This window comes from Lentzea sp. NPDC054927, from assembly GCF_053610285.1.
This window is the reverse complement of the sequence record NZ_JBSGXZ010000024.1, coordinates 30,148-48,089: the sequence shown is the minus strand read 5'-3', so window position 1 is coordinate 48,089 and position 17,942 is coordinate 30,148. Positions and strand designations below refer to the sequence as shown.

Below are 17,942 nucleotides of genomic sequence, written 5' to 3'. Positions count from 1 at the left end.
TAGGAACCGTAGTTGGCACTGGCGTCCTGCTGCTGGTGATCTCGGCCTGTGGCAGTGCGCAGAACGCGGGCACTGGGGCAGGTGGCGGTCCAACGTTGCCGACCGCCACCTCGGCCTCGGAGATCCCGCCGGGCATCGCGCCCGGAGAGATCCCGCCGGACGGCAAACCCGTGACGAAGCTGGACACCAACGCGTTGTCGTCGGAGTATCCGCGCACCGCGTGGACACAGGGCGACGGGAAGACCGTCGGTGTCATCGCCCAGGAGGGCGGATGCGGCAAGGCCAGCGCGTCCGTGCTGGAGCAGTCGGCGTCCGTGGTGAAGATCGAGCTCGTCGAGACGCTGCCGCTGGACAAGCAGGCGTGCACGATGGACATCCGCTACCCACCGCTGACGGTGCAGCTGAACGAACCCCTCGGTGAGCGCACGGTCGCGTTGACGTCGCGGCAGGAACAGAAGTAGACCTCCCTCCCACGGTGCCCGGTCGGCATCTGCCCCGCCGGCCGGGCACCTCCGCTCTTCACTGCTCCTACTTCACCGTGGCCCCTTGTCCCGGTTTGCAAGGATGGTGCGCATGAGAAACGCCGTCGCTGCCGTTGCTCTCGCCGCTGTGCTCGCCGGCTGCTCGTCCGGCACGCAGTCCGGCGCGCCCGGATCCACCTCGGGCTCCTCCAGCGGCGCGCCCACGACGGGCACGTCCGCGCCTGGTTCCACCGGGTCGTCCGGCGCGAACCCCACGGCCCCGGTCCAGCCTCCGGTCTCGATCTCGGAGGAGAAGCCGGTCGTCCCGCCCAACGTGACGCCGGTGGCCAAGGAGAAGGTTGACACGACATCGTTGTCAGACACCTACCGCGATGAGGCCTACGTCTTCGGCGACGGCCGTGACGTCGAGGTCTTCGGCGTGGGCGGTGGCTGCAAGGAGGCTCGTGCCGAGGTGACCGCGCAGTCCGCGGAGGTCGTCCAGATCACGCTGGTCACGATCACCAAGCAGCCTCCGGGCACCATGTGCACCCAGGAGGTCCGTCAGGTGCCGCTGACCGTCCGCCTGGCCGCCCCGCTCGGCGACCGCCGGCTGGTCCTGGAATCCCGCGAGGAGACCGGCTGACGGTGAGATCCTGACGCCATGGATCTTCAACTGGGGGACCGGCGGCTCCACGTGTACGACGTCGGCGAAGGCGTGCCGGTGTTCTGGCACCACGGCACACCCAACCTGGGCCTGCCGCCGGAACCGCTGTTCCGTCCAGGCCTGCGCTGGGTGTCCTACGACCGCCCCGGCTACGGCGGCTCGACCGCCGTACCAGGCAGGACGGTGGCCTCGGCCGCCGCTGACACAGCGCACATCGCCGACGAGCTCGGCATCGACGAGTTCGCGGTCATCGGTCACTCCGGCGGCGCACCACACGCCCTCGCGTGCGCCGCCCTGTTGCCGGACCGCGTGACCGCTGTCGTCGCCGGCGCGTCCCTGGCCCCGTTCGACGCCCCCGGCCTCGCCTGGTTCGACGGCATGGTCGCTTCGGCCGAAGCGTCGTTGCGCGCGGCCGCCGCGGGCCGTGCAGCGAAGGAGCGCTACGAGGCGTCCGGCGTCGAGTACGACATGGAGTTCTCCGAGGCCGACCTCGCCACGTTGCGCGGCCCGTGGTCGTGGTTCGGCAAGGTCGTCGAACCAGCGCTGGCGAACGGCCCCGGCCCGCTGATCGACGACGACCTCGCCTACGTGACCCCGTGGGGCTTCGACCCGGCCTCCATCCGCGTGCCCGTGCTTCTGCTGCACGGCGACCGCGACGGCATCAACCCGGCCTCGCACAGCCAGTGGCTCGCCTCCCGCATCCCCGGCGCGGAACTCCGCCTGACCGCGGGCGACGGCCACATCTCAGTCCTGGATCACGCCGACGACGCCCTCGACTGGCTGCTGGCCCGCTAGGAACTCGACGCGGTTGCCGGCGCCGTCGAACGTGTGGAAGCGGAGACGGCCGGGAATCTCCGCCGGGTCCGCCCAGACGACCTGATGGCCCGCCGCCGCCACCGCCTCGGCAACCCGCTCGACGTCGACGACGAACGCCGGGTGTGCTTTGCGGGCGGGCCGGAAGTCTTCCTCGACGCTGACGTGCACCTCGCCGCCGCCCGGCACCTCGAACCAGCACCCGCCCCGTGCGGCGAGCAACGGCGGTTTGGCGATCTCGCTCCAGCCCAGCACCCCGCCGTAGAACGCCCGTTGGTCGTCCTCCGCACCCGCCGGACAGGTCACCTGCACGTGATGAATCATCGCGCCACCCCTCGGTTCAATACGGGACAACCGTACTGTTAATTGAGGGGTGGTGCCAGACGCTACGGCCAGTGTTTGTGCTCGGCGACGCCGTCCCGGTTCAGATTGACGGGTCCGCTGCACGTTTCCGGGTGCCCGGTCTCGCACACCTGGATCTTGAGGCGGTCGAACCCGCCGACCAGGCCGGGATCCCCGATGGTGACGTCGCCGAACGGCCTGTCCTCGCCGGGACTCGCGGTCCGCGTGTCGCTGTCGACCTTCGTCGCGCCGGCGTAAGCCGTGAAGAAAACGGTTGTGGACACGATTCCGCCGTCGTCCTGAACGTGGCCCTGGAGCGTGGCGGTCCGGTTTGCCCAGGTCACTGCCCCAACACTGAGCCCTTCGTAGCCGTCGCTGCTGACATCCCACGTGTCGTTGGGCCACGCGCTCGCCCCGGCCTGCCCGGCTTGGACGAACGAGAGCGCCAGCAACCCGGCGGCCATCACGGCGACTCTGGTCGTCCCCCGTCTGCTCGGCATCGACGTGCCTCCCTTGATCGTCACCCCGCACCCCGCAAGGCGTCCTGAACAGAGCACGCGCCGAAGCCGCAGGCCGTTGTCCTGTCACATGCGATTCGTCCTCATGCCGCAAAGCCGTCCGGGTCTCACCGATGCATCGGTGAAACCCGGACGGCTTCGTGAAGGGTTCTAACGCCTGACGATCAACGCCTGAAGCTGATCTGCAGGGTCGGGGCGGAGGTCTCGGCGAAGAAGTCGTTGCCCTTGTCGTCGACGACGACGAAGGCCGGGAAGTCCTCGACCTCGATCTTCCAGACCGCCTCCATGCCCAGTTCGGGGTACTCGAGCACCTCGACCTTGCGGATGCAGTCCTGCGCCAGGCGGGCCGCCGGGCCGCCGATGGAGCCCAGGTAGAAGCCGCCGTGGCTGTTGCAGGCCGAGGTGACCTGCTTGGACCGATTGCCCTTGGCGAGCATCACCAGCGAGCCGCCCGCGGCCTGGAACTGCTCGACGTAGGAGTCCATGCGGCCGGCGGTGGTCGGGCCGAACGAACCGGATGCGTAGCCCTCGGGGGTCTTGGCCGGACCGGCGTAGTAGACCGGGTGGTCCTTGAGGTACTGCGGCATCTCCTCGCCGGCGTCGAGACGTTCCTTGATCTTGGCGTGCGCGATGTCGCGCGCCACGACCAGCGGGCCGGTCAGCGAGACGCGGGTCTTCACCGGGAGCTTGGCGAGGATCTCGCGGATCTCCGGCATCGGGCGGGTGAGGTCGATCTTGACGACCTCGTCGGACAGGTCCTCGCCCTCGATCTCGGGCAGGAACTGCGCCGGGTCGCGTTCCATCTGCTCGAGGAACACTCCCTCGGGGGTGATGCGGGCCTTGGCCTGGCGGTCCGCCGAGCACGACACCGCGACGCCGACCGGGAGGGACGCGCCGTGCCGGGGGAGCCGGATGACGCGCACGTCGTGGCAGAAGTACTTGCCGCCGAACTGGGCGCCGATGCCGAAGTTCCTGGTCAGTTCCAGGACCTGCTGCTCGAGGTCCTTGTCCCGGAACGCGTGGCCCAACGCCGAACCCTCGGACGGAAGATTGTCGAGGTAGCGGGCCGAGGCGAGCTTCGCGACCTTGAGGTTCTGCTCGGCGGACAGGCCACCCACCACCACGGCCAGGTGGTACGGCGGGCACGCGGCGGTGCCGAGTGAGCGGAGCTTCTCGTCGAGGAACGACGCGAGGCGCTTCGGGTTCAGGACCGCCTTGGTCTCCTGGTAGAGGAACGTCTTGTTCGCGCTACCGCCGCCCTTGGCCATGAACAGGAACTCGTACACGGGCTCCTGGCCGGGCTTGTGGAACACCTCGATCTGCGCGGGCAGGTTCGTGCCGGTGTTCTTCTCGTCCCAGAACGTCACCGGCGCCATCTGCGAGTAGCGCAGGTTGAGCTCCTGGTAGGCCTCGAAGACGCCCTGGGCGAGGGCCTGTTCGTCGTTGCCACCGGTCAGAACGGTCTCGGAGCGCTTGCCCATGATGATCGCCGTGCCGGTGTCCTGGCACATCGGCAGCACACCGCCCGACGAGATCGCGGCGTTGCGCAGCAGGTCCATGGCCACGAACCGGTCGTTGCCGGACGCCTCGGGGTCGTCGATGATCTTGCGCAGCTGGGCGAGGTGCGACGGGCGCAGCAGGTGCTGGATGTCGCGGATGGCTTCCTTGGCGAGCAGCGTCAGCGTCTCGGGAGCGATCTCCAGGAACTTGCGGTCACCGGCCTCGATCAGCTTCACCCCGTCCGACGTGACGAGGCGGTACTCGGTCTCGGTGTCCTTCGCGAGCGGAAGGACGTCGGTGTACTCGAAAGTGGTGGGCACGGTACACAACTCCAACGGTGTGCAGTTCGGATCAGAAAACCGTACCGCCATCAAAGGGACGTATTGATGTGATCCCCGACCACCGTGTTCTTCACTACCCCCGACGCACGGAAGGCCGGGGCGGCCCCCGGCCGTCCCGACCTTCCTTCGTGTGCGACTTCCGACTCTCGACGGGCGTCGCTTGGCTTGGTAACGCCCGACCGTGCCGTGAGTTGAGTCACAAGTCAATACTGCCGGACGGGTGAGTTACGAGGCGTAGGCCCGCAGCTTCGCCGCCCGCTCGCCCTGACGGAGCTTCGACATGACCTCGCGCTCGATCTGCCGCACCCGCTCGCGCGACAACCCGAACCGCTTGCCGATCTGGTCCAGCGTGCGCGGCTGACCGTCCTCGAGCCCGTAGCGCAGCCGGATCACGGCCTGCTCGCGCGGCTCCAGCGTGGCGAGCACGCGGCGCAGGTCGTCCTGCAGCAGCCCGGAGATGACGGCGCTCTCGGCGTCGGTGGCGTCCGAGTCCTCGATGAAGTCACCGAGGGGAGCGTCCTCCTCCGTGCCGACCGGCATGTCCAGCGATACCGGGTCACGCGCGTGGTCGAGCAGGTCGGCGACCTTGTCGACGTTGAGGCCCGCTTCCTTCGCGAGCTCCTCGTTCGTCGCCTCGCGGCCGAGCGTCTGGTGCAGGTCGCGCTTGATCCGCGCGAGCTTGTTCACCTGCTCGACGAGGTGGACGGGGAGGCGGATGGTGCGGCCCTGGTCGGCCATGCCGCGGGTGATCGCCTGGCGGATCCACCACGTCGCGTAGGTCGAGAACTTGAAGCCCTTGGTGTAGTCGAACTTCTCGACCGCGCGGATCAGGCCCAGGTTGCCTTCCTGGATCAGGTCCAGCAGCGGCATGCCACGGCCGGTGTAGCGCTTGGCCAGCGACACGACGAGGCGCAGGTTCGCCTTGAGCAGGTGATCCTTGGCGCGGCGACCGTCGCGGACGAGTTCCCCCATCTCGTCACGGCGAGTCGGGGTGAGGCGCTTGGCCGTCTCGAGGATCTGCTGCGCGAACACACCGGCCTCGATGCGCTTCGCGAGCTCCACCTCCTCCTCGGCGGTGAGCAGCGCGGTCTTGCCGATTCCGTTCAGGTAGACTCGAACGAGGTCGGCTGCTGGTCCCTGGGCGTCGAGTTCGTGCTCGACGACGGCGGGCGTGTTCTCTCCGACTTCACGGTCGGAGATCCTCGTGACGGTCATGGATCTCCCTCCCCCTGGTGCGGGCGACGCTGCTGTCGGTCAGGACAGTCGCGCGTGGCGGTCAAGGCGGCGCGGCGCTGCGCCCTGGTTGCCGGTTGCGGCGGGCCCGCTCGGGATCCCATCGCTAGCTGGCTGATACCTGGGTAACGAAGACGATTCCGAATTCGTTCCCGACTTCCATGACTTGAAGACGTCACCGCTGTCACAGCGGTTGCGCGACTAATCTGAGGATTGGCTGAGAACCCTTTAGTCAAGAGGCCGGCTACACCTCGACGAGCACGGTGAACGGACCGTCGTTCACGCTCCGTACCTTCATCTCGGCTCTGAATCGTCCCGTTTCGACCCGCGCGCCCTTTTGGCGGAGTTCCTGCACGACGGCGTTCACCAAGGGTTCCGCGTGCTCGGGCCGGGCGGCCGCCGTCCAGGACGGACGGCGGCCCTTGCGCGTGTCCCCGTAGAGGGTGAACTGGCTGACGACCAGCAACGGAGCACCGGTCGACTCACATGACTGCTCGTCGTTGAGGATGCGCAGACCGTGCAGCTTCTGCGCCATTTTGCGTGCGTGCTCGGCTGTGTCGTCGTGGTGGACGCCGAGCAGCACCAGCAATCCGGGCTCGCTGATCGCGCCGACGACGTCCCCTTCGACTTCGACGCTCGCTTCTGTGACGCGCGCCACAACTGCTTTCACTCGGGAATCAACATTCCGTGCCGGATGAGATCACGAACGATCGGCAACGCGGCTTCTGCATCGATTTCCCCGTAAGCGAACTCGAGCAGTGAGAGCAGGTCCTCCAGCGGCAACGCGCCGTTGCAACCGGCGATCAGCTTCGCGGTCGCCTCGTCGACCTCGTGCTGCCAGCCGGGCCCGTCGGTGCGGTGCAGCCGGGCGACGACCTTGCGCCAGCCCTCCTCGCTCGGCTCCGACACTTCTTCGAGCAGAACGGTGTCCGCGACCCGGAACCGGTGGCCCAGCAGATCGGGGTTCGCGCGCAGCCACGCGACGTTGTCGAGCCACCGCGCCGCCTCCGGACCCAGCGGGTCGTCGTAGGCGTGGCGCAGGTCTTCGCAGATGACCTGGGAGTGCATCTCGTCGGTGCGCCGCAGTGTCACGTACCCGAAGCCGACTCCCTGGACCTGGTTCTCCTCGAACCAGTCAAGCCACGCCGCGGCCTTCCGCTGCCCCTCGGGGCTGCGCTGGTCGACACCCGCGTCCTTGAGCCACGTGCCGACGTACAGAGCGGGCTCGGCGATGTCGCGCTGCACGAACCACGCGTCGATCCCGCCGCGCGGCAACCAGCTGGAGACGCGCTCCTCCCAGTCCTCGCCCTTGCGGTGCACCCACGACGCGAGCACCTGGCCGACGCCGCCCTCGTTGAGGAACGCGGGCAGCTGCCGGATGACCAGCGCCGACGCGTCGTCGCCGCCGAGCCCGGAGTCGCGGTACACGTAGTCGACCCGAGGCGGGCCCACGACGAACGGTGGATTGCACACGACCTGGTCGAACCGCCGATTGCGGACCGGGCCGAACCACTCGCCCTGCAGCGTCTCGACGTCGAGGTCGTTGATCCGGAACGTGCCCTGCGCGAGCCTGAGCGCGCGCTCGGACAGGTCGGTGGCGGTGATGCGCTCGGCGTGCGTGCTGGCGTGCAACGCCTGGACACCACAACCGGTGCCGAGGTCGAGCAACGTGCCGACCGGCGTGCGCTTCGTCGCGCGGGCGAGGCTGATGGACGCGTGGCCGACGCCGAGCACGTGGTCCTCGGGGACCGCTCCGCCGCGCAGGTCGGAGTCGAGGTCGGCGATCACCCACCAGTTGTCCTCGTACGGGCGGACGTCGAGCCCGGCCGTGAACCTGCCTGCTGTGTTGCCCGAGGCCAGCACCTCGTTGGCGACGAGGTCGTCGATGCCGACGCTGCCGAGCGCCTTGCGGACGTCCTGCTCCGGCTCCTGGTCGCCCAGCAGGAAGAGGCGGATCAACGTGCCGAGCGTCCCGGCGTCCTTGCTCGCGCGACGGGCCGGCTCGGGTTCGCCTCGGCCGAGCGCGGAGTGGGCCTGGGCGCCGAGTGCGCCGACGACGCCGTCCGCGGTGTAGCCGGCGTTCTCGAACGCCTCGCGCAAACGGGCGCACAGGTCAACTGAAAGATCAGGGTGCACGGCTGTAGATGCTTTCACGGCACCGTTGTCACCGCGTGATCGACAGGGCGATGGCCATCGCGAGCCGCTGGTCCGGATCGTCGAGGGGGAGTGGTGTCACCTCGGCCATCTTCTGCATGCGATACCGCAACGTGTTCGGGTGCACCTTGAGCTCGCGCGCCGCCGCCCGCACATCGCCCTGGGCCGCGAGCCACGCCTTCAACGTCATCGCATACTGCGTTCCGTATTCAGCGTCGTACCGCAATATGTTGGATATCGGTCCGCGCGAGGGGAGGCGTCCGGCCTCGGCGACGGCGGCGAGCCGTTGCAACAGGACCTGAGCCCACGCGTCGTCGTATACAACCGGTGCACCGGTTGAGAGCGCGAGGCATTCATCGGCCTCCTGCCGTGACGTCGGCAGCTGCGTCGCCTCGGCCGGACCACCGATGCCGGCCAGCACGGTGGCCTCGGCGGGCAGTTCGCGAACCAGGGACCGCACCCAGCCGACGGCGTCGTCGGCGGCCGGGATGACGGTGTAGAGGACGTTGCCGAACAGCGCGCTGCGTCCTGGCCGGGACCACCCGAAGCCCGCGGTGGCCCGTTGGAACGCGAGCACCGCCGCCCCGTGCTCTCCCTCGCCCGCGTGGGCCTGCACCGCGATCACCCGCAGGTCGGCGGACGGCAACCCGAGCCGCGCGACGTCGGCGGACTCCGGGTGTTCGAGCAGCCGGATCACCAGATCCGCCTCGGCCTGCCGTTCCAGATCCGTGGACGCCCGCGACCGCAGCAGGTGCAACGCCGCCGTGCGCGCGCCGTCCACCAACGCGGCCGACCTCGCGGCGTCGACCGGTCCCGTGACTTCCACCCAGACCGAGCCGAGCAGCTCACGGCCCGCGCGCACGGCGGCGACGAGCCGGTTGCCCAGCTGCGGGGTCAGCTTGGGGACGAAGATCGGTTCGTCCGACGACGCGAGGTGCGTGAACACGCCGTATTCGTCGAGCGCGCGACGAGCCTCTTCCGGAACGCGACGGCCGAGGATCGTCTGGACACGCACGGGGTCGACGTCCTGCTGCCGGTAGGAGTAGGCGAGCACGCGGGACTGCTGGTCCTCGATCGTCACCGGCCCGCCCACGACGCCCGCGATCACGTCGGCCAGGCCGAACAGGTCGCCGGTCCGCGTACCGCCGTTGACCAGCGTCTGCGTGACGTTCGCGAGCTGGCTCCACGGCACGGACGGATCCACGAGCAACACGGCCGCACCAGACTTCTTGGCCGCGGCGATCACACGCTCGTCCAGCGGCGGCTTGCCGTGCAACACAACTGCTGACGCCACAGTCGAAGACACCAGACGCGCGGCCGCGGCGACAGACGGAGTGCCCAATCCGAGCAGAACATCACCTGGCGCGGCCGGCGTGTTTTCCGCCGGGTCGTGCAGGGCAACCCCGCGGAGCTCGGCGTCACGACCCCTCGGCGCGCACGCCAAATGCGTGCCCAGACTGCCGAGCACGTCCACGAGGCGATCAAGGGCGACCACTCGCGGATGTTAACCGCCGACCGGGTGTCCCGAGCGTCACTCGGACGTGGGACTATTGACGCGTGGAGGTGGTGTCGTGAGCAGTCCCGACCGGAACGACACCCCGGTGTTGATCACCGAGGCGGCCCCGTCCTACGAGGAACAGCACGCCGCCCGGAGACGCAAATACGCGATCATGATGAGTCTGCGCTTCCCGTGCCTCATCCTCGCGGCCCTGTTCTCCCACATCTGGTGGCTCGCGCTGTTCTTCATCGTGCTGTCGGTGCCGCTGCCGTGGATGGCCGTGCTGATCGCGAACGACAGGCCGCCGCGCAAGGCCGAGAAGGCCAACCGCTACGAGGTCGAGCGCCGCGCCATCGCGCCCAAGAGCACCACGATCATCGACGGCTGACTCGCCACCGAGTCCCGGCTGAACCGCCCAAGTCAAAAACCCCAGGCCACATCCGGCCGTCGCCGAACGCCGCCCACCCCTTAGCAATGACTCTTTGGACTTCGTCCGCAAAAGACTCATTGCTAAGGCGTCCCGCGTGTCTGCCTTTGCAATGAGTCTTTTGCCGTCGCCCGCAAACGTTTTTTGCATCCGGTGGAGGCGGCGGGGACTGATATATCGGCGCTGATATATCGGTGGTAGGGGCCTAGCGGGGTGGTTGGGCTCCTACGAGGCTGACGGCCCGGGAGCCCGCGCGGACGCCGCCGAGGAGGGCGTCGTGCTTCGAGGCGCCGGCCAGCCAGGCGGCCAGGAAGCCGGCGTCGAAGGCGTCGCCCGCGCCGGTCGAGTCGACGCACTCAGTGGCTTCAGCGGGGACCGAGACCAGCTCGTCGGCGTCCACCCACGACGCGCCATCCGGTCCCGTTGTCACGACGACCGCGCCGACGTGGGTCAGCAGGTCCTTGGCGGCGGCCGGGTCGGCCGAGCCGGTCAGTGCCTGGAGCTCGTCGGCGTTCGGCATGAGGATGTCGACGCCGCGCACGTCCTCCATGAAGGCCTCGGCGGAGTGGATCAGCACGGCCGCCTGGGGGTCCACCGACGTCGTCCAGCCGGCGTCGCGGGCGGCTTGGAGAGCCGCCAGGCCCGCGGGGCGGGAGGTGGCGTCGAGCAGGACGTAGCCGGACAGGTGCAGGTGGCCGTGGGAGGCCGCGAGCAGGCCGGGGTCGAGATCGGCGGGGGAGAAGCGGGCGTTCGCGCCGCGGTCGGGCAGCATCGAGCGCTGGCCGTCCTCGTCGACGAGCACGACCACGCAGCAGGTCGCCAGCTCGGGATCGACCGCGAAGGCGCACTGGACGCCCGCGGAGGTCAGTTCGGAGTGCACCTGGCGGCCTGCCGAGTCGGCGCCCACGCGGGCCACCAAAACCGGCGACGCACCGCACGCGGCGAGCCACGCGGCCGTGTTCGCGCCTGCGCCGCCTGGCTCGATGGTCACCTTGGCGCGCACGTCGCCGCCGTGGGCGATGGGGCCGCTGTGGCGGGCGACCACGTCCAGGCCGGCGTCACCTACGACGACCACCGGCCTCACTGGAAGAGCTCAACAGCGACGGCGGCGGCGACGGAGGCGTTGTTCACGACCAGTTCCTCGTTGGCGTCGAGGCTCACGCCTGCGCTCGCGGTGTGGAAGTGCTCCAGGAGGACCGGCGTGACGTCCTTGCCGCGCACGTCCTGGTCGGCGAGCTTCTGCAGGCCCTCGGCCAGCAGGCGGTCGTGCAGGGCGGTGTCCATCTCGAAGGCGGCGGGGATCGGGTTCGCCAGGAGCATGCCGCGGCCACCGGCGGCGAACACCGCGGCGGCTTCGGCGGCGGTCTCCACGCGCCACGGCACGTCGAACTCCGACTCGCGCCGGTAGAAGGCCGGGAAGCGCGAGGTCTGGTAGCCGACGACCGGCACCGAGCGGGTTTCGAGCACTTCCAGGGTCGCGCCCATGTCCAGGATCGACTTCACGCCCGAGCAGACGATCAGCACCGGCGTCGTGGCCACCACGTCGAGGTCGGCCGAGACGTCCCAGGTGTCGCGGGCGCCGCGGTGCACGCCACCGAGGCCGCCGGTCGCGAAGACGCGGATGCCGGCCTGGTGCGCCAGGGCGGTGGTCGAGGCGACCGTGGTCGCGCCGCTGCGGCCCAGGGCGTAGGCGGGGCCGAGGTCGCGCAGCGAGAGCTTCACGAGGTCGCCCGCATTGCACACGCGGTCCAGCTCAGCAGCGGAAAGGCCGATGTGCGGCACGCCGTCGAGCACGGCGATCGTCGCGGGGACGGCACCGGCGTCCCGGACGACCTTCTCCAGGCGTGCGGCGACGGCGAGATTGCGCGGCGCGGGCAGCCCGTGGGACAGGATGGTGCTCTCAAGAGCGACGACGGGCCGGTTCCCGGCCAGTGCGGTGGCTACTTCGTCGGCGATGTGCAGCGTGGTCACGAGGGGACATCATCCCAGGTACCCTGGGCGGGTGAGCACCCAGACTCTCCCCGAGGTCGACGTACGGCCGGAAGGCACGGACCAGACCGGGGACGACGCCCCGAAGATGTTCCACTACGTGCGCAAGGCGAAGATCGCCGAGAGCGCCGTGATGGGAACCCACGTGGTCGCTTTGTGCGGCGAGGTCTTCCCGGTGACGAAGTCGCCGAAGCCTGGTTCGCCGGTGTGCCCGGACTGCCAGAAGATCTACGACAACCTGCCTGCCGGCGGCGAGTAGATCGCGTTCCCCCAAGAACTCCGCGAGCTCGATGAGCAGCGGGGGTGGCTTCGGCTACCCCCGCTGTTTCTCTTCCTCGGGCTGAGGGGGCTGTGACCGCGGCTCCTGGATCTTCAGCGGAGTCGTCAGCTGCGTGTCGGCCGGCGACGGCGCCGAGTAGCCGGTGTCGTTCGTTTCCTGCTGTGACATTTCCTGCTGTGAGATCTCCGGGGACGTGGCGTTCTCGGAACGGATGCGCGACGCCGCACGCTCCATCTCCAGCCTGCGCCAGCGGCGGCGCTGGCGGCGCGTCATCTTCGCCGGCCACGTGTCCTGGATGGCGCTGTTGAAGTACGCGCCGATGGTGATCGCCAGGCCGATGAAGAACACGAACAGCAGGAACGCGATCGGCGTCGCGAGAGCGCCGTAGGTGTAGCCGGTGGTGGTGATCCACTGGATGTACAGGCGCAGGCCGATGGACGACAGGATGAACACGGCCATCGCGAGGATCGCTCCGGGCAGCACGCGGTGGTACGGCAGTCGGCGCGGCAGCGCGACCTTGTAGAGCAGCGACAACGACAACACCAGCAGCAGCGCGACGCCGGGGTAGTAGAACCGCCCCACCCACGTCGTGATGTAGGGCTGCCAGGACGTCGGGAAGAACTGCGGCAGGATGTCCGGCCCCAGCGCCAGCACCGGCAGCCCGATCACCAGTGCCACCAGCGAGATCATGTACAGCAGCAGCGCGAAGATCCGCTGCCACAGCTCGTTGCGGACGCCGTACTGGCCGTGCGCGACGGTGATCGCGTCGACGAACGACGACATGGCCGACGAACCCGCCCACAGCGAGATCAGGAAGCCGATGGAGACGATCTCGCCCTTGCCGGTGCTGAGGATCTCCGCGACCGTCGGCTGGATCACGCCGTTGACGACGTCGCCGCTGAAGATCGTCCGGGTGAACCCGATGATCTTCTCCTGGACGGCGAGGGGCACCTCGGGGCCGAACCAGTCGCCGAGATAACCCATGGCGCCCAGCACACCGAGCAGCAGTGGCGGGAACGACAGGGTCTGCCAGAACGCCGCCTCGGCGGCTTCTGAGAAGATGTTGCCCTGCCACGCCTTCGACAGCGTGCGCGCGAGTAGACGCAGCGGCCCCGTGCGGCCGGACCTGCGTGCGCTGTTGTCGGTAGGCGAACCCATCGCAGTGACAAGCATGGTGCATAGGGCCACGTTTCGCGGCATCGACGCTCGGAACAGGTAGAGTCACGGTGCCCTCGGCCACGGTCCGCCTGAGGGCTGTTGCATGTCAAAGCCATGTCTGACCTGTACAAATGAGGAGAAACACGTCTGTGACAGCGACAGCAGCAATGCGACCGCTGCGGGCATGGCAGCGCCGCGCGCTGACCAAGTACCTCGCCGCCAAGCCGCAGGACTTCCTCGCCGTCGCGACGCCGGGCGCGGGCAAGACGACCTTCGGGCTGCGCGTGGCCGCCGAGCTGCTGGCCGACCGGACGATCGAGGCCGTCACGATCGTCACGCCCACCGAGCACCTCAAGCACCAGTGGGCGAAGGCCGCCGCCGAGCAGGGCATCCAGATCGACTCGAACTTCCGCAACACCAACGCGATGACCTCCCGCGACTACCACGGTGTGGCCGTGACGTACGCACAGGTCGCCGCGCATCCGACGTTGCACCGCGTGCGCACGGAGAACCGCAAGACGCTGGTGCTGCTCGACGAGGTGCACCACGGTGGCGACGCCAAGTCGTGGGGTGAGGCGATCCGCGAGGCCTTCACGCCCGCGGTCCGCCGGCTCTGCCTGACCGGCACGCCGTTCCGCTCGGACGACTCACCGATCCCGTTCGTGCAGTACGAGGAGAGCAACGGCGGCTTCAAGACGTCCAAGGCGGATCACACTTACGGGTACTCCGACGCGCTGCGTGACGGCGTCGTCCGGCCCGTGCTGTTCCTGGCGTACTCGGGTGAGGCGTCGTGGCGGACCAGCGCGGGCGAGGAGTACACCGCACGGCTGGGCGAGCCCTTGACCCAGGAACAGACCGCACGGGCGTGGCGCACGGCGCTGGACCCGGCGGGAGACTGGATGGCCTCCGTGCTGCGCGCCGCCGACCAGCGGCTCACCCAGAAGCGCCAGAACGGGCTGCCCGACGCCGGCGGCCTCGTGATCGCCACCGACCAGACCGTCGCGAAGGCCTACGCGCAGGTGCTCCAGCGCGTCACGGGCCAGATCCCCACGCTCGTCCTCTCGGACGACCCGAAGGCCTCCGGCAAGATCGCCGAGTTCTCCGCGACGAACGAGCGCTGGATGATCGCCGTCCGGATGGTGTCCGAGGGCGTCGACGTGCCGCGGCTCGCCGTCGGCGTGTACGCGACGTCGTCGTCGACCCCGCTGTTCTTCGCCCAGGCCGTCGGCCGCTTCGTGCGCAACCGGAAGCCCGGCGAGACCGCCACCGTGTTCCTGCCGTCGGTGCCGGTGCTGCTGCAGCTCGCGTCCGAGCTGGAGGCCGAGCGCGACCACGTCCTGGGCAAGCCGCACCGGGAGAAGGACGGCTGGGACGACGAGCTGATGGCCGCGGCCAACCAGGCCAAGGACGAACCGGGCGAGGACGAACGCGCCTTCACGGCCCTGGGCACCACGGCCGAGCTCGACCAGGTGATCTACGACGGCTCGTCGTTCGGCGCCCCGACCATGGCTGGCTCGGCGGAGGAGCAGGAGTACCTCGGCCTGCCGGGGCTGCTGGAACCCGACCAGGTGCGCACGCTGCTGCTGCAACGCCAGGAAGAGCAGATGGCCACCGCGGCCAAGCGACCCAAGCCCGAGGCCGCGGTGCGCGAGGTGCGGACCGCGAGCGTGCAGGAACGCCTCGCGTCACTGCGCAAGGAGCTCAACACGCTCGTGGCGATGCACCACCACCGCACGAAGAAGCCGCACGGCAAGATCCACAACTCGTTGCGCGAGTACTGCGGTGGGCCGCCGACCGCGATGGCGACCATCGAACAGCTCGAGGAACGGATCGCGACCCTGCGATCCTGGTGACCGGCATTCGACGTATCAGCTGCGGGTGATGGCGACGGCGAGCGTCTCGTAGGTCATCGTGAAGGCGCCGCCGGCCGCGTCGATGGCGGTGCCGACGCAGTCCAGCACCTCGGTGACCTGCTCGTTCGTGAGCAGAGCCAGCGGGCTCATGGTGAGGATCAGGTCGAGGTACTCGGCGGTCGTGTAGCTCTGGTCCCACTGTGCGCTCCACAGCTCGGAGCCGGAGAACTCGCCCGTGGCGAGGAACGACTCCGCGGTCCGCTCGCAGCCCGACCGGTAGGACGCCACTGCCTCCGCGGCGTTGTACCCGAGTCGGAACGGCATCTCCGGCGCGATCCTCCGGTACACCTCGGAGAGTGCCTCCGCGACCGGGTCCGGCATCGCGAACGCGTGCCACAGCCCCACGAACACGCCGCCGGGCCGAAGCACCCGCGCGGCCTGACGCTGCCCTTCATCGGCGTTGACCCAGTGCCACGACTGCCCGGCGACGACGGCGTCGAACTCACGGCCCGCGGGGTCCCAGTTCTCGAACTTCGACACCTCCACCGGCACACCGGTCGCGACGGCGAACTCGGCCATGAGCTCGTCGTGCTCGACGCCGAGAACATCGAGTCCGGCGGCCTGCAACTGGCGCGACAGCGTGCCGGTGCCGCAACCGACGTCGACCACGCGCGGTCCAGGGCTCGCCGTGACGATCTTCTGAACCAACTCGGCGGGATAGGGCGGCCGGGTGCGGTCGTAGCGGGCGGCGTCGGTGCCGAACGAGCTCGCGAGTCGCTTGCCGAGCTCTTCGTTGTCTAGAGTGGGCATACGCCCACCATAGTGGGCATACGCCCACTCAGCTAGGAGCAAACCAGCGTGCCCACCGGTGTGCACCTGCGCGACGTGCGCGAACAGTTGTTCGGCGCCGCGGAACGTCTCCTGATCGAGGGCGGGCCGAGCGCGCTGACCAGCAGGGCGGTGACGACAGAGGCCGGCGTCGCCAAGGGGGTGCTGCACCGGTACTTCGACGACTTCGACGCGTTCCTCGCGGAGTTCGTCATGGACCGCGTCGACAAGATGGACGCACGGGCGAAAGCACTGCTCGAAGGCGCGGGCACGGGTGCCATCGTCGACAACCTCGCGGAAGCGATCACCGCCGTGTTCGAGTCGGTCGCCGTGGCGATCGTCGCCCTCGTGACGTTTCGCGACGACCTGCGCAGGCGGCTCCGCGTCGCCTGGCCGGCCGGCATCCCGGTGCTGACGGACGCCGCGATCATGATCCAGGCCTATCTCGAGCAGGAGAAGGCGCTGGGCCGCCTCGGCGATCTCGACGCGGAGGGCGTCGCGCCCATGCTCATCGGCACCGGGCATCTGCTCTTCGCCGATCGCCACGTTCCGCCATCGGCGGAGGCGGTGCGCCGGATGGTCGAGTCGGTCATAGCGCCGTGGTTACGCTCTCACAACTCTGAGTGACTAAATGACGCCAGGGTTACCGCATCGTTGCGACTTAATCGATCCAGTGTGGTTCCGGTCACGCATATGTCGGGCATACGTTGTGCGCCACAACATTCTCTGTGACACAGCGCAGTGAAAGGGATGGCGGATGCGCAGCAAGACTCTCGCTTCCATCGCTGTTACCGCGGGCCTCGCCCTGACGGTTACGGCATGCGGCGCCAACACCTCCTCCAACACCGGAGGCAGCACCAACACGAGCACTGGCAGCGGCACGGGCGCGAAGGTCGGCGTGATCCTGCCCGAGACCAAGACCTCCGCCCGCTGGGAGGGCTTCGACAAGCCCCTCCTCGAGGCGGCTCTGAAGGCCGAGGGTCTCGACCCCGACATCCAGAACGCCCAGGGCGATGTCCAGAAGTTCAGCACCCTCGCCGACGGCATGATCAACAACGGCGTCAAGGTCCTGATCATCGCCACGCCCAACAGTGAGGTCGGTGCCTCCGTCGCCAAGAAGGCGCAGGCCCAGGGCATTCAGGTCATCGACTACGACCGCCTGAACACCGGTGGCTCCTCGTCTTACTACGTGTCGTTCGACAACGTGAAGGTCGGTGAGCTGCAGGGCCAGGGCCTGGCCGACGCGCTCAAGAACGCCCCGCAGGGCGCGAACGTCATCGAGATCGAGGGCGCGCCGACGGACAACAACGCGACCCTCTTCGCGGACGGCCAGAAGAAGATCCTCAAGCCGCTGTACGACTCGGGCAAGCTCAAGCTCGTCCAGTCGCAGCCGATCGACGACTGGGACAACCAGAAGGGTGGTCAGGTCTTCGAGCAGATCCTGACCGGCAACGGCGGCAAGGTGGACGGCGTCGTCGCCGCGAACGACGGCCTCGCCGGCGCGATCATCACCGTGCTGAAGAAGGTCGGCCTCAACGGCAAGGTGCCGGTCACGGGTCAGGACGCGACCCCGGACGGCCTGCAGGCCGTCCTGCTCAAGGACCAGTACATGACCGTCTTCAAGCCGATCAAGGAAGAGGCCGAGGCGGCTGCCAAGCTGGCCGGTTTCCTCGCCAAGGGCGACACCGCGGGCGCTGACAAGCTGGCCTCCGGCGTCACCAAGGACACCAAGGCGAGCCGCGACGTCAAGTCCGTTCTCCTCACGTCGCAGCTGATCACCCGCGACAAGGTCAAGGTCGTTGTGGACGCCGGCTTCGTCAAGGCCTCCGAGGTCTGCGTGGCCGCCACCCAGGCTGCCTGCACCGAGCTCGGCATCAAGTAGG

At 68.8% G+C, this 17,942-nt stretch carries 19 protein-coding genes; 8 read left to right on the top strand and 11 right to left on the bottom strand.

What is annotated here, in order from left to right; translation table 11 throughout:
* The first annotated feature begins 95 nt into the window (after positions 1 to 95).
* The 3 genes from ACWGE0_RS27445 (at position 96) to ACWGE0_RS27435 (ending at position 1,920) form a co-directional block, all read left to right on the top strand.
* A complete protein-coding gene (locus ACWGE0_RS27445) occupies positions 96 to 461 on the top strand; it encodes a hypothetical protein (RefSeq protein WP_452263767.1) in 366 nt (121 codons plus the stop codon).
* A 112-nt stretch (positions 462 to 573) separates the two neighbouring features.
* Positions 574 to 1,104, top strand: a complete 531-nt coding sequence (locus ACWGE0_RS27440) for a hypothetical protein (protein WP_452263766.1) — start codon at positions 574 to 576, stop codon at positions 1,102 to 1,104.
* A gap of 18 nt (positions 1,105 to 1,122) precedes the next feature.
* Complete coding sequence (locus ACWGE0_RS27435; protein WP_452263765.1) at positions 1,123 to 1,920, top strand: alpha/beta fold hydrolase; 798 nt, start codon at positions 1,123 to 1,125, stop codon at positions 1,918 to 1,920.
* Here ACWGE0_RS27435 and ACWGE0_RS27430 read toward each other — a convergent pair.
* The 7 genes from ACWGE0_RS27430 to ACWGE0_RS27400 form a co-directional block, all read right to left on the bottom strand.
* Positions 1,870 to 2,262 carry a glyoxalase gene (locus tag ACWGE0_RS27430; RefSeq protein WP_452263764.1) on the bottom strand — a complete coding sequence of 131 codons (393 nt, stop codon included), beginning with the start codon at positions 2,260 to 2,262 and terminating at the stop codon, positions 1,870 to 1,872. The two genes, ACWGE0_RS27435 and ACWGE0_RS27430, sit on opposite strands and share 51 nt — an antisense overlap.
* 62 nt (positions 2,263 to 2,324) lie before the next feature.
* Positions 2,325 to 2,780, bottom strand: coding sequence for a hypothetical protein (locus tag ACWGE0_RS27425; RefSeq protein WP_452263763.1), 456 nt, complete (start codon positions 2,778 to 2,780; stop codon positions 2,325 to 2,327).
* 182 nt (positions 2,781 to 2,962) lie between these two features.
* A complete protein-coding gene (locus tag ACWGE0_RS27420) occupies positions 2,963 to 4,669 on the bottom strand; it encodes a fumarate hydratase (RefSeq protein ID WP_452263762.1) in 1,707 nt (568 codons plus the stop codon).
* A gap of 195 nt (positions 4,670 to 4,864) precedes the next feature.
* Positions 4,865 to 5,854 carry a sigma-70 family RNA polymerase sigma factor gene (locus tag ACWGE0_RS27415; protein WP_452263761.1) on the bottom strand — a complete coding sequence of 330 codons (990 nt, stop codon included), beginning with the start codon at positions 5,852 to 5,854 and terminating at the stop codon, positions 4,865 to 4,867.
* A gap of 262 nt (positions 5,855 to 6,116) precedes the next feature.
* Positions 6,117 to 6,542, bottom strand: coding sequence for a D-aminoacyl-tRNA deacylase (dtd, locus tag ACWGE0_RS27410; RefSeq protein ID WP_452263760.1), 426 nt, complete (start codon positions 6,540 to 6,542; stop codon positions 6,117 to 6,119).
* On the bottom strand, positions 6,539 to 8,008 hold the full coding sequence (locus ACWGE0_RS27405) for a DUF7782 domain-containing protein (RefSeq protein ID WP_452263759.1): 1,470 nt from the start codon (positions 8,006 to 8,008) through the stop codon (positions 6,539 to 6,541). Before ACWGE0_RS27405 ends, dtd begins: the two co-directional genes overlap by 4 nt.
* A 28-nt stretch (positions 8,009 to 8,036) precedes the next feature.
* On the bottom strand, positions 8,037 to 9,521 hold the full coding sequence (locus ACWGE0_RS27400) for a PucR family transcriptional regulator (protein ID WP_452263758.1): 1,485 nt from the start codon (positions 9,519 to 9,521) through the stop codon (positions 8,037 to 8,039).
* Positions 9,522 to 9,597: 76 nt separating this feature from the next.
* On the opposite strand from ACWGE0_RS27400, the gene ACWGE0_RS27395 reads away from it, so the two are divergent.
* On the top strand, positions 9,598 to 9,912 hold the full coding sequence (locus tag ACWGE0_RS27395; RefSeq protein ID WP_452263757.1) for a DUF3099 domain-containing protein: 315 nt from the start codon (positions 9,598 to 9,600) through the stop codon (positions 9,910 to 9,912).
* Positions 9,913 to 10,156: 244 nt separating this feature from the next.
* Here the strand turns inward: ACWGE0_RS27395 and ACWGE0_RS27390 are convergent, their stop codons facing one another.
* Positions 10,157 to 11,035, bottom strand: coding sequence for a carbohydrate kinase family protein (locus ACWGE0_RS27390; RefSeq protein ID WP_452263756.1), 879 nt, complete (start codon positions 11,033 to 11,035; stop codon positions 10,157 to 10,159).
* Positions 11,032 to 11,922, bottom strand: a complete 891-nt coding sequence (locus ACWGE0_RS27385; RefSeq protein ID WP_452263755.1) for a pseudouridine-5'-phosphate glycosidase — start codon at positions 11,920 to 11,922, stop codon at positions 11,032 to 11,034. Before ACWGE0_RS27385 ends, ACWGE0_RS27390 begins: the two co-directional genes overlap by 4 nt.
* A 31-nt stretch (positions 11,923 to 11,953) precedes the next feature.
* Between ACWGE0_RS27385 and ACWGE0_RS27380 the strand changes: the two genes are divergently transcribed.
* A complete protein-coding gene (locus tag ACWGE0_RS27380; RefSeq protein WP_319964678.1) occupies positions 11,954 to 12,199 on the top strand; it encodes a DUF3039 domain-containing protein in 246 nt (81 codons plus the stop codon).
* 54 nt (positions 12,200 to 12,253) lie between these two features.
* On the opposite strand, the gene ACWGE0_RS27375 is transcribed toward ACWGE0_RS27380, so the two are convergent.
* Complete coding sequence (locus tag ACWGE0_RS27375; RefSeq protein ID WP_452263754.1) at positions 12,254 to 13,393, bottom strand: YihY/virulence factor BrkB family protein; 1,140 nt, start codon at positions 13,391 to 13,393, stop codon at positions 12,254 to 12,256.
* 152 nt (positions 13,394 to 13,545) lie between these two features.
* On the opposite strand from ACWGE0_RS27375, the gene ACWGE0_RS27370 reads away from it, so the two are divergent.
* Positions 13,546 to 15,231, top strand: coding sequence for a DEAD/DEAH box helicase (locus ACWGE0_RS27370; RefSeq protein ID WP_452263844.1), 1,686 nt, complete (start codon positions 13,546 to 13,548; stop codon positions 15,229 to 15,231).
* A gap of 15 nt (positions 15,232 to 15,246) precedes the next feature.
* On the opposite strand, the gene ACWGE0_RS27365 is transcribed toward ACWGE0_RS27370, so the two are convergent.
* On the bottom strand, positions 15,247 to 16,041 hold the full coding sequence (locus ACWGE0_RS27365; RefSeq protein ID WP_452263753.1) for a class I SAM-dependent methyltransferase: 795 nt from the start codon (positions 16,039 to 16,041) through the stop codon (positions 15,247 to 15,249).
* Positions 16,042 to 16,089: 48 nt separating this feature from the next.
* On the opposite strand from ACWGE0_RS27365, the gene ACWGE0_RS27360 reads away from it, so the two are divergent.
* Together ACWGE0_RS27360 and ACWGE0_RS27355 are read left to right on the top strand one after the other, a co-directional pair.
* Positions 16,090 to 16,686, top strand: coding sequence for a TetR/AcrR family transcriptional regulator (locus ACWGE0_RS27360; RefSeq protein WP_452263752.1), 597 nt, complete (start codon positions 16,090 to 16,092; stop codon positions 16,684 to 16,686).
* A 130-nt stretch (positions 16,687 to 16,816) separates the two neighbouring features.
* The gene (locus ACWGE0_RS27355) at positions 16,817 to 17,941 is read left to right on the top strand and encodes a sugar ABC transporter substrate-binding protein (RefSeq protein ID WP_452263751.1); all 1,125 of its coding nucleotides are present in this window, start codon (positions 16,817 to 16,819) and stop codon (positions 17,939 to 17,941) included.
* Position 17,942: the final 1 nt, after the last annotated feature.

Coding starts and splice junctions, on each gene's coding strand:
- ACWGE0_RS27440 (WP_452263766.1), top strand. CDS start 574: ATGAGAAACGCCGTCGCTGCCGTTGCTCTCGCCGCTGTGCTCGCCGGC.
- ACWGE0_RS27435 (WP_452263765.1), top strand. CDS start 1,123: ATGGATCTTCAACTGGGGGACCGGCGGCTCCACGTGTACGACGTCGGC.
- ACWGE0_RS27430 (WP_452263764.1), bottom strand. CDS start 2,262: ATGATTCATCACGTGCAGGTGACCTGTCCGGCGGGTGCGGAGGACGAC.
- ACWGE0_RS27425 (WP_452263763.1), bottom strand. CDS start 2,780: ATGCCGAGCAGACGGGGGACGACCAGAGTCGCCGTGATGGCCGCCGGG.
- ACWGE0_RS27420 (WP_452263762.1), bottom strand. CDS start 4,669: ATGGCGGTACGGTTTTCTGATCCGAACTGCACACCGTTGGAGTTGTGT.
- ACWGE0_RS27415 (WP_452263761.1), bottom strand. CDS start 5,854: ATGACCGTCACGAGGATCTCCGACCGTGAAGTCGGAGAGAACACGCCC.
- ACWGE0_RS27375 (WP_452263754.1), bottom strand. CDS start 13,393: ATGCTTGTCACTGCGATGGGTTCGCCTACCGACAACAGCGCACGCAGG.
- ACWGE0_RS27370 (WP_452263844.1), top strand. CDS start 13,546: ATGCGACCGCTGCGGGCATGGCAGCGCCGCGCGCTGACCAAGTACCTC.
- ACWGE0_RS27365 (WP_452263753.1), bottom strand. CDS start 16,041: ATGCCCACTCTAGACAACGAAGAGCTCGGCAAGCGACTCGCGAGCTCG.
- ACWGE0_RS27355 (WP_452263751.1), top strand. CDS start 16,817: ATGCGCAGCAAGACTCTCGCTTCCATCGCTGTTACCGCGGGCCTCGCC.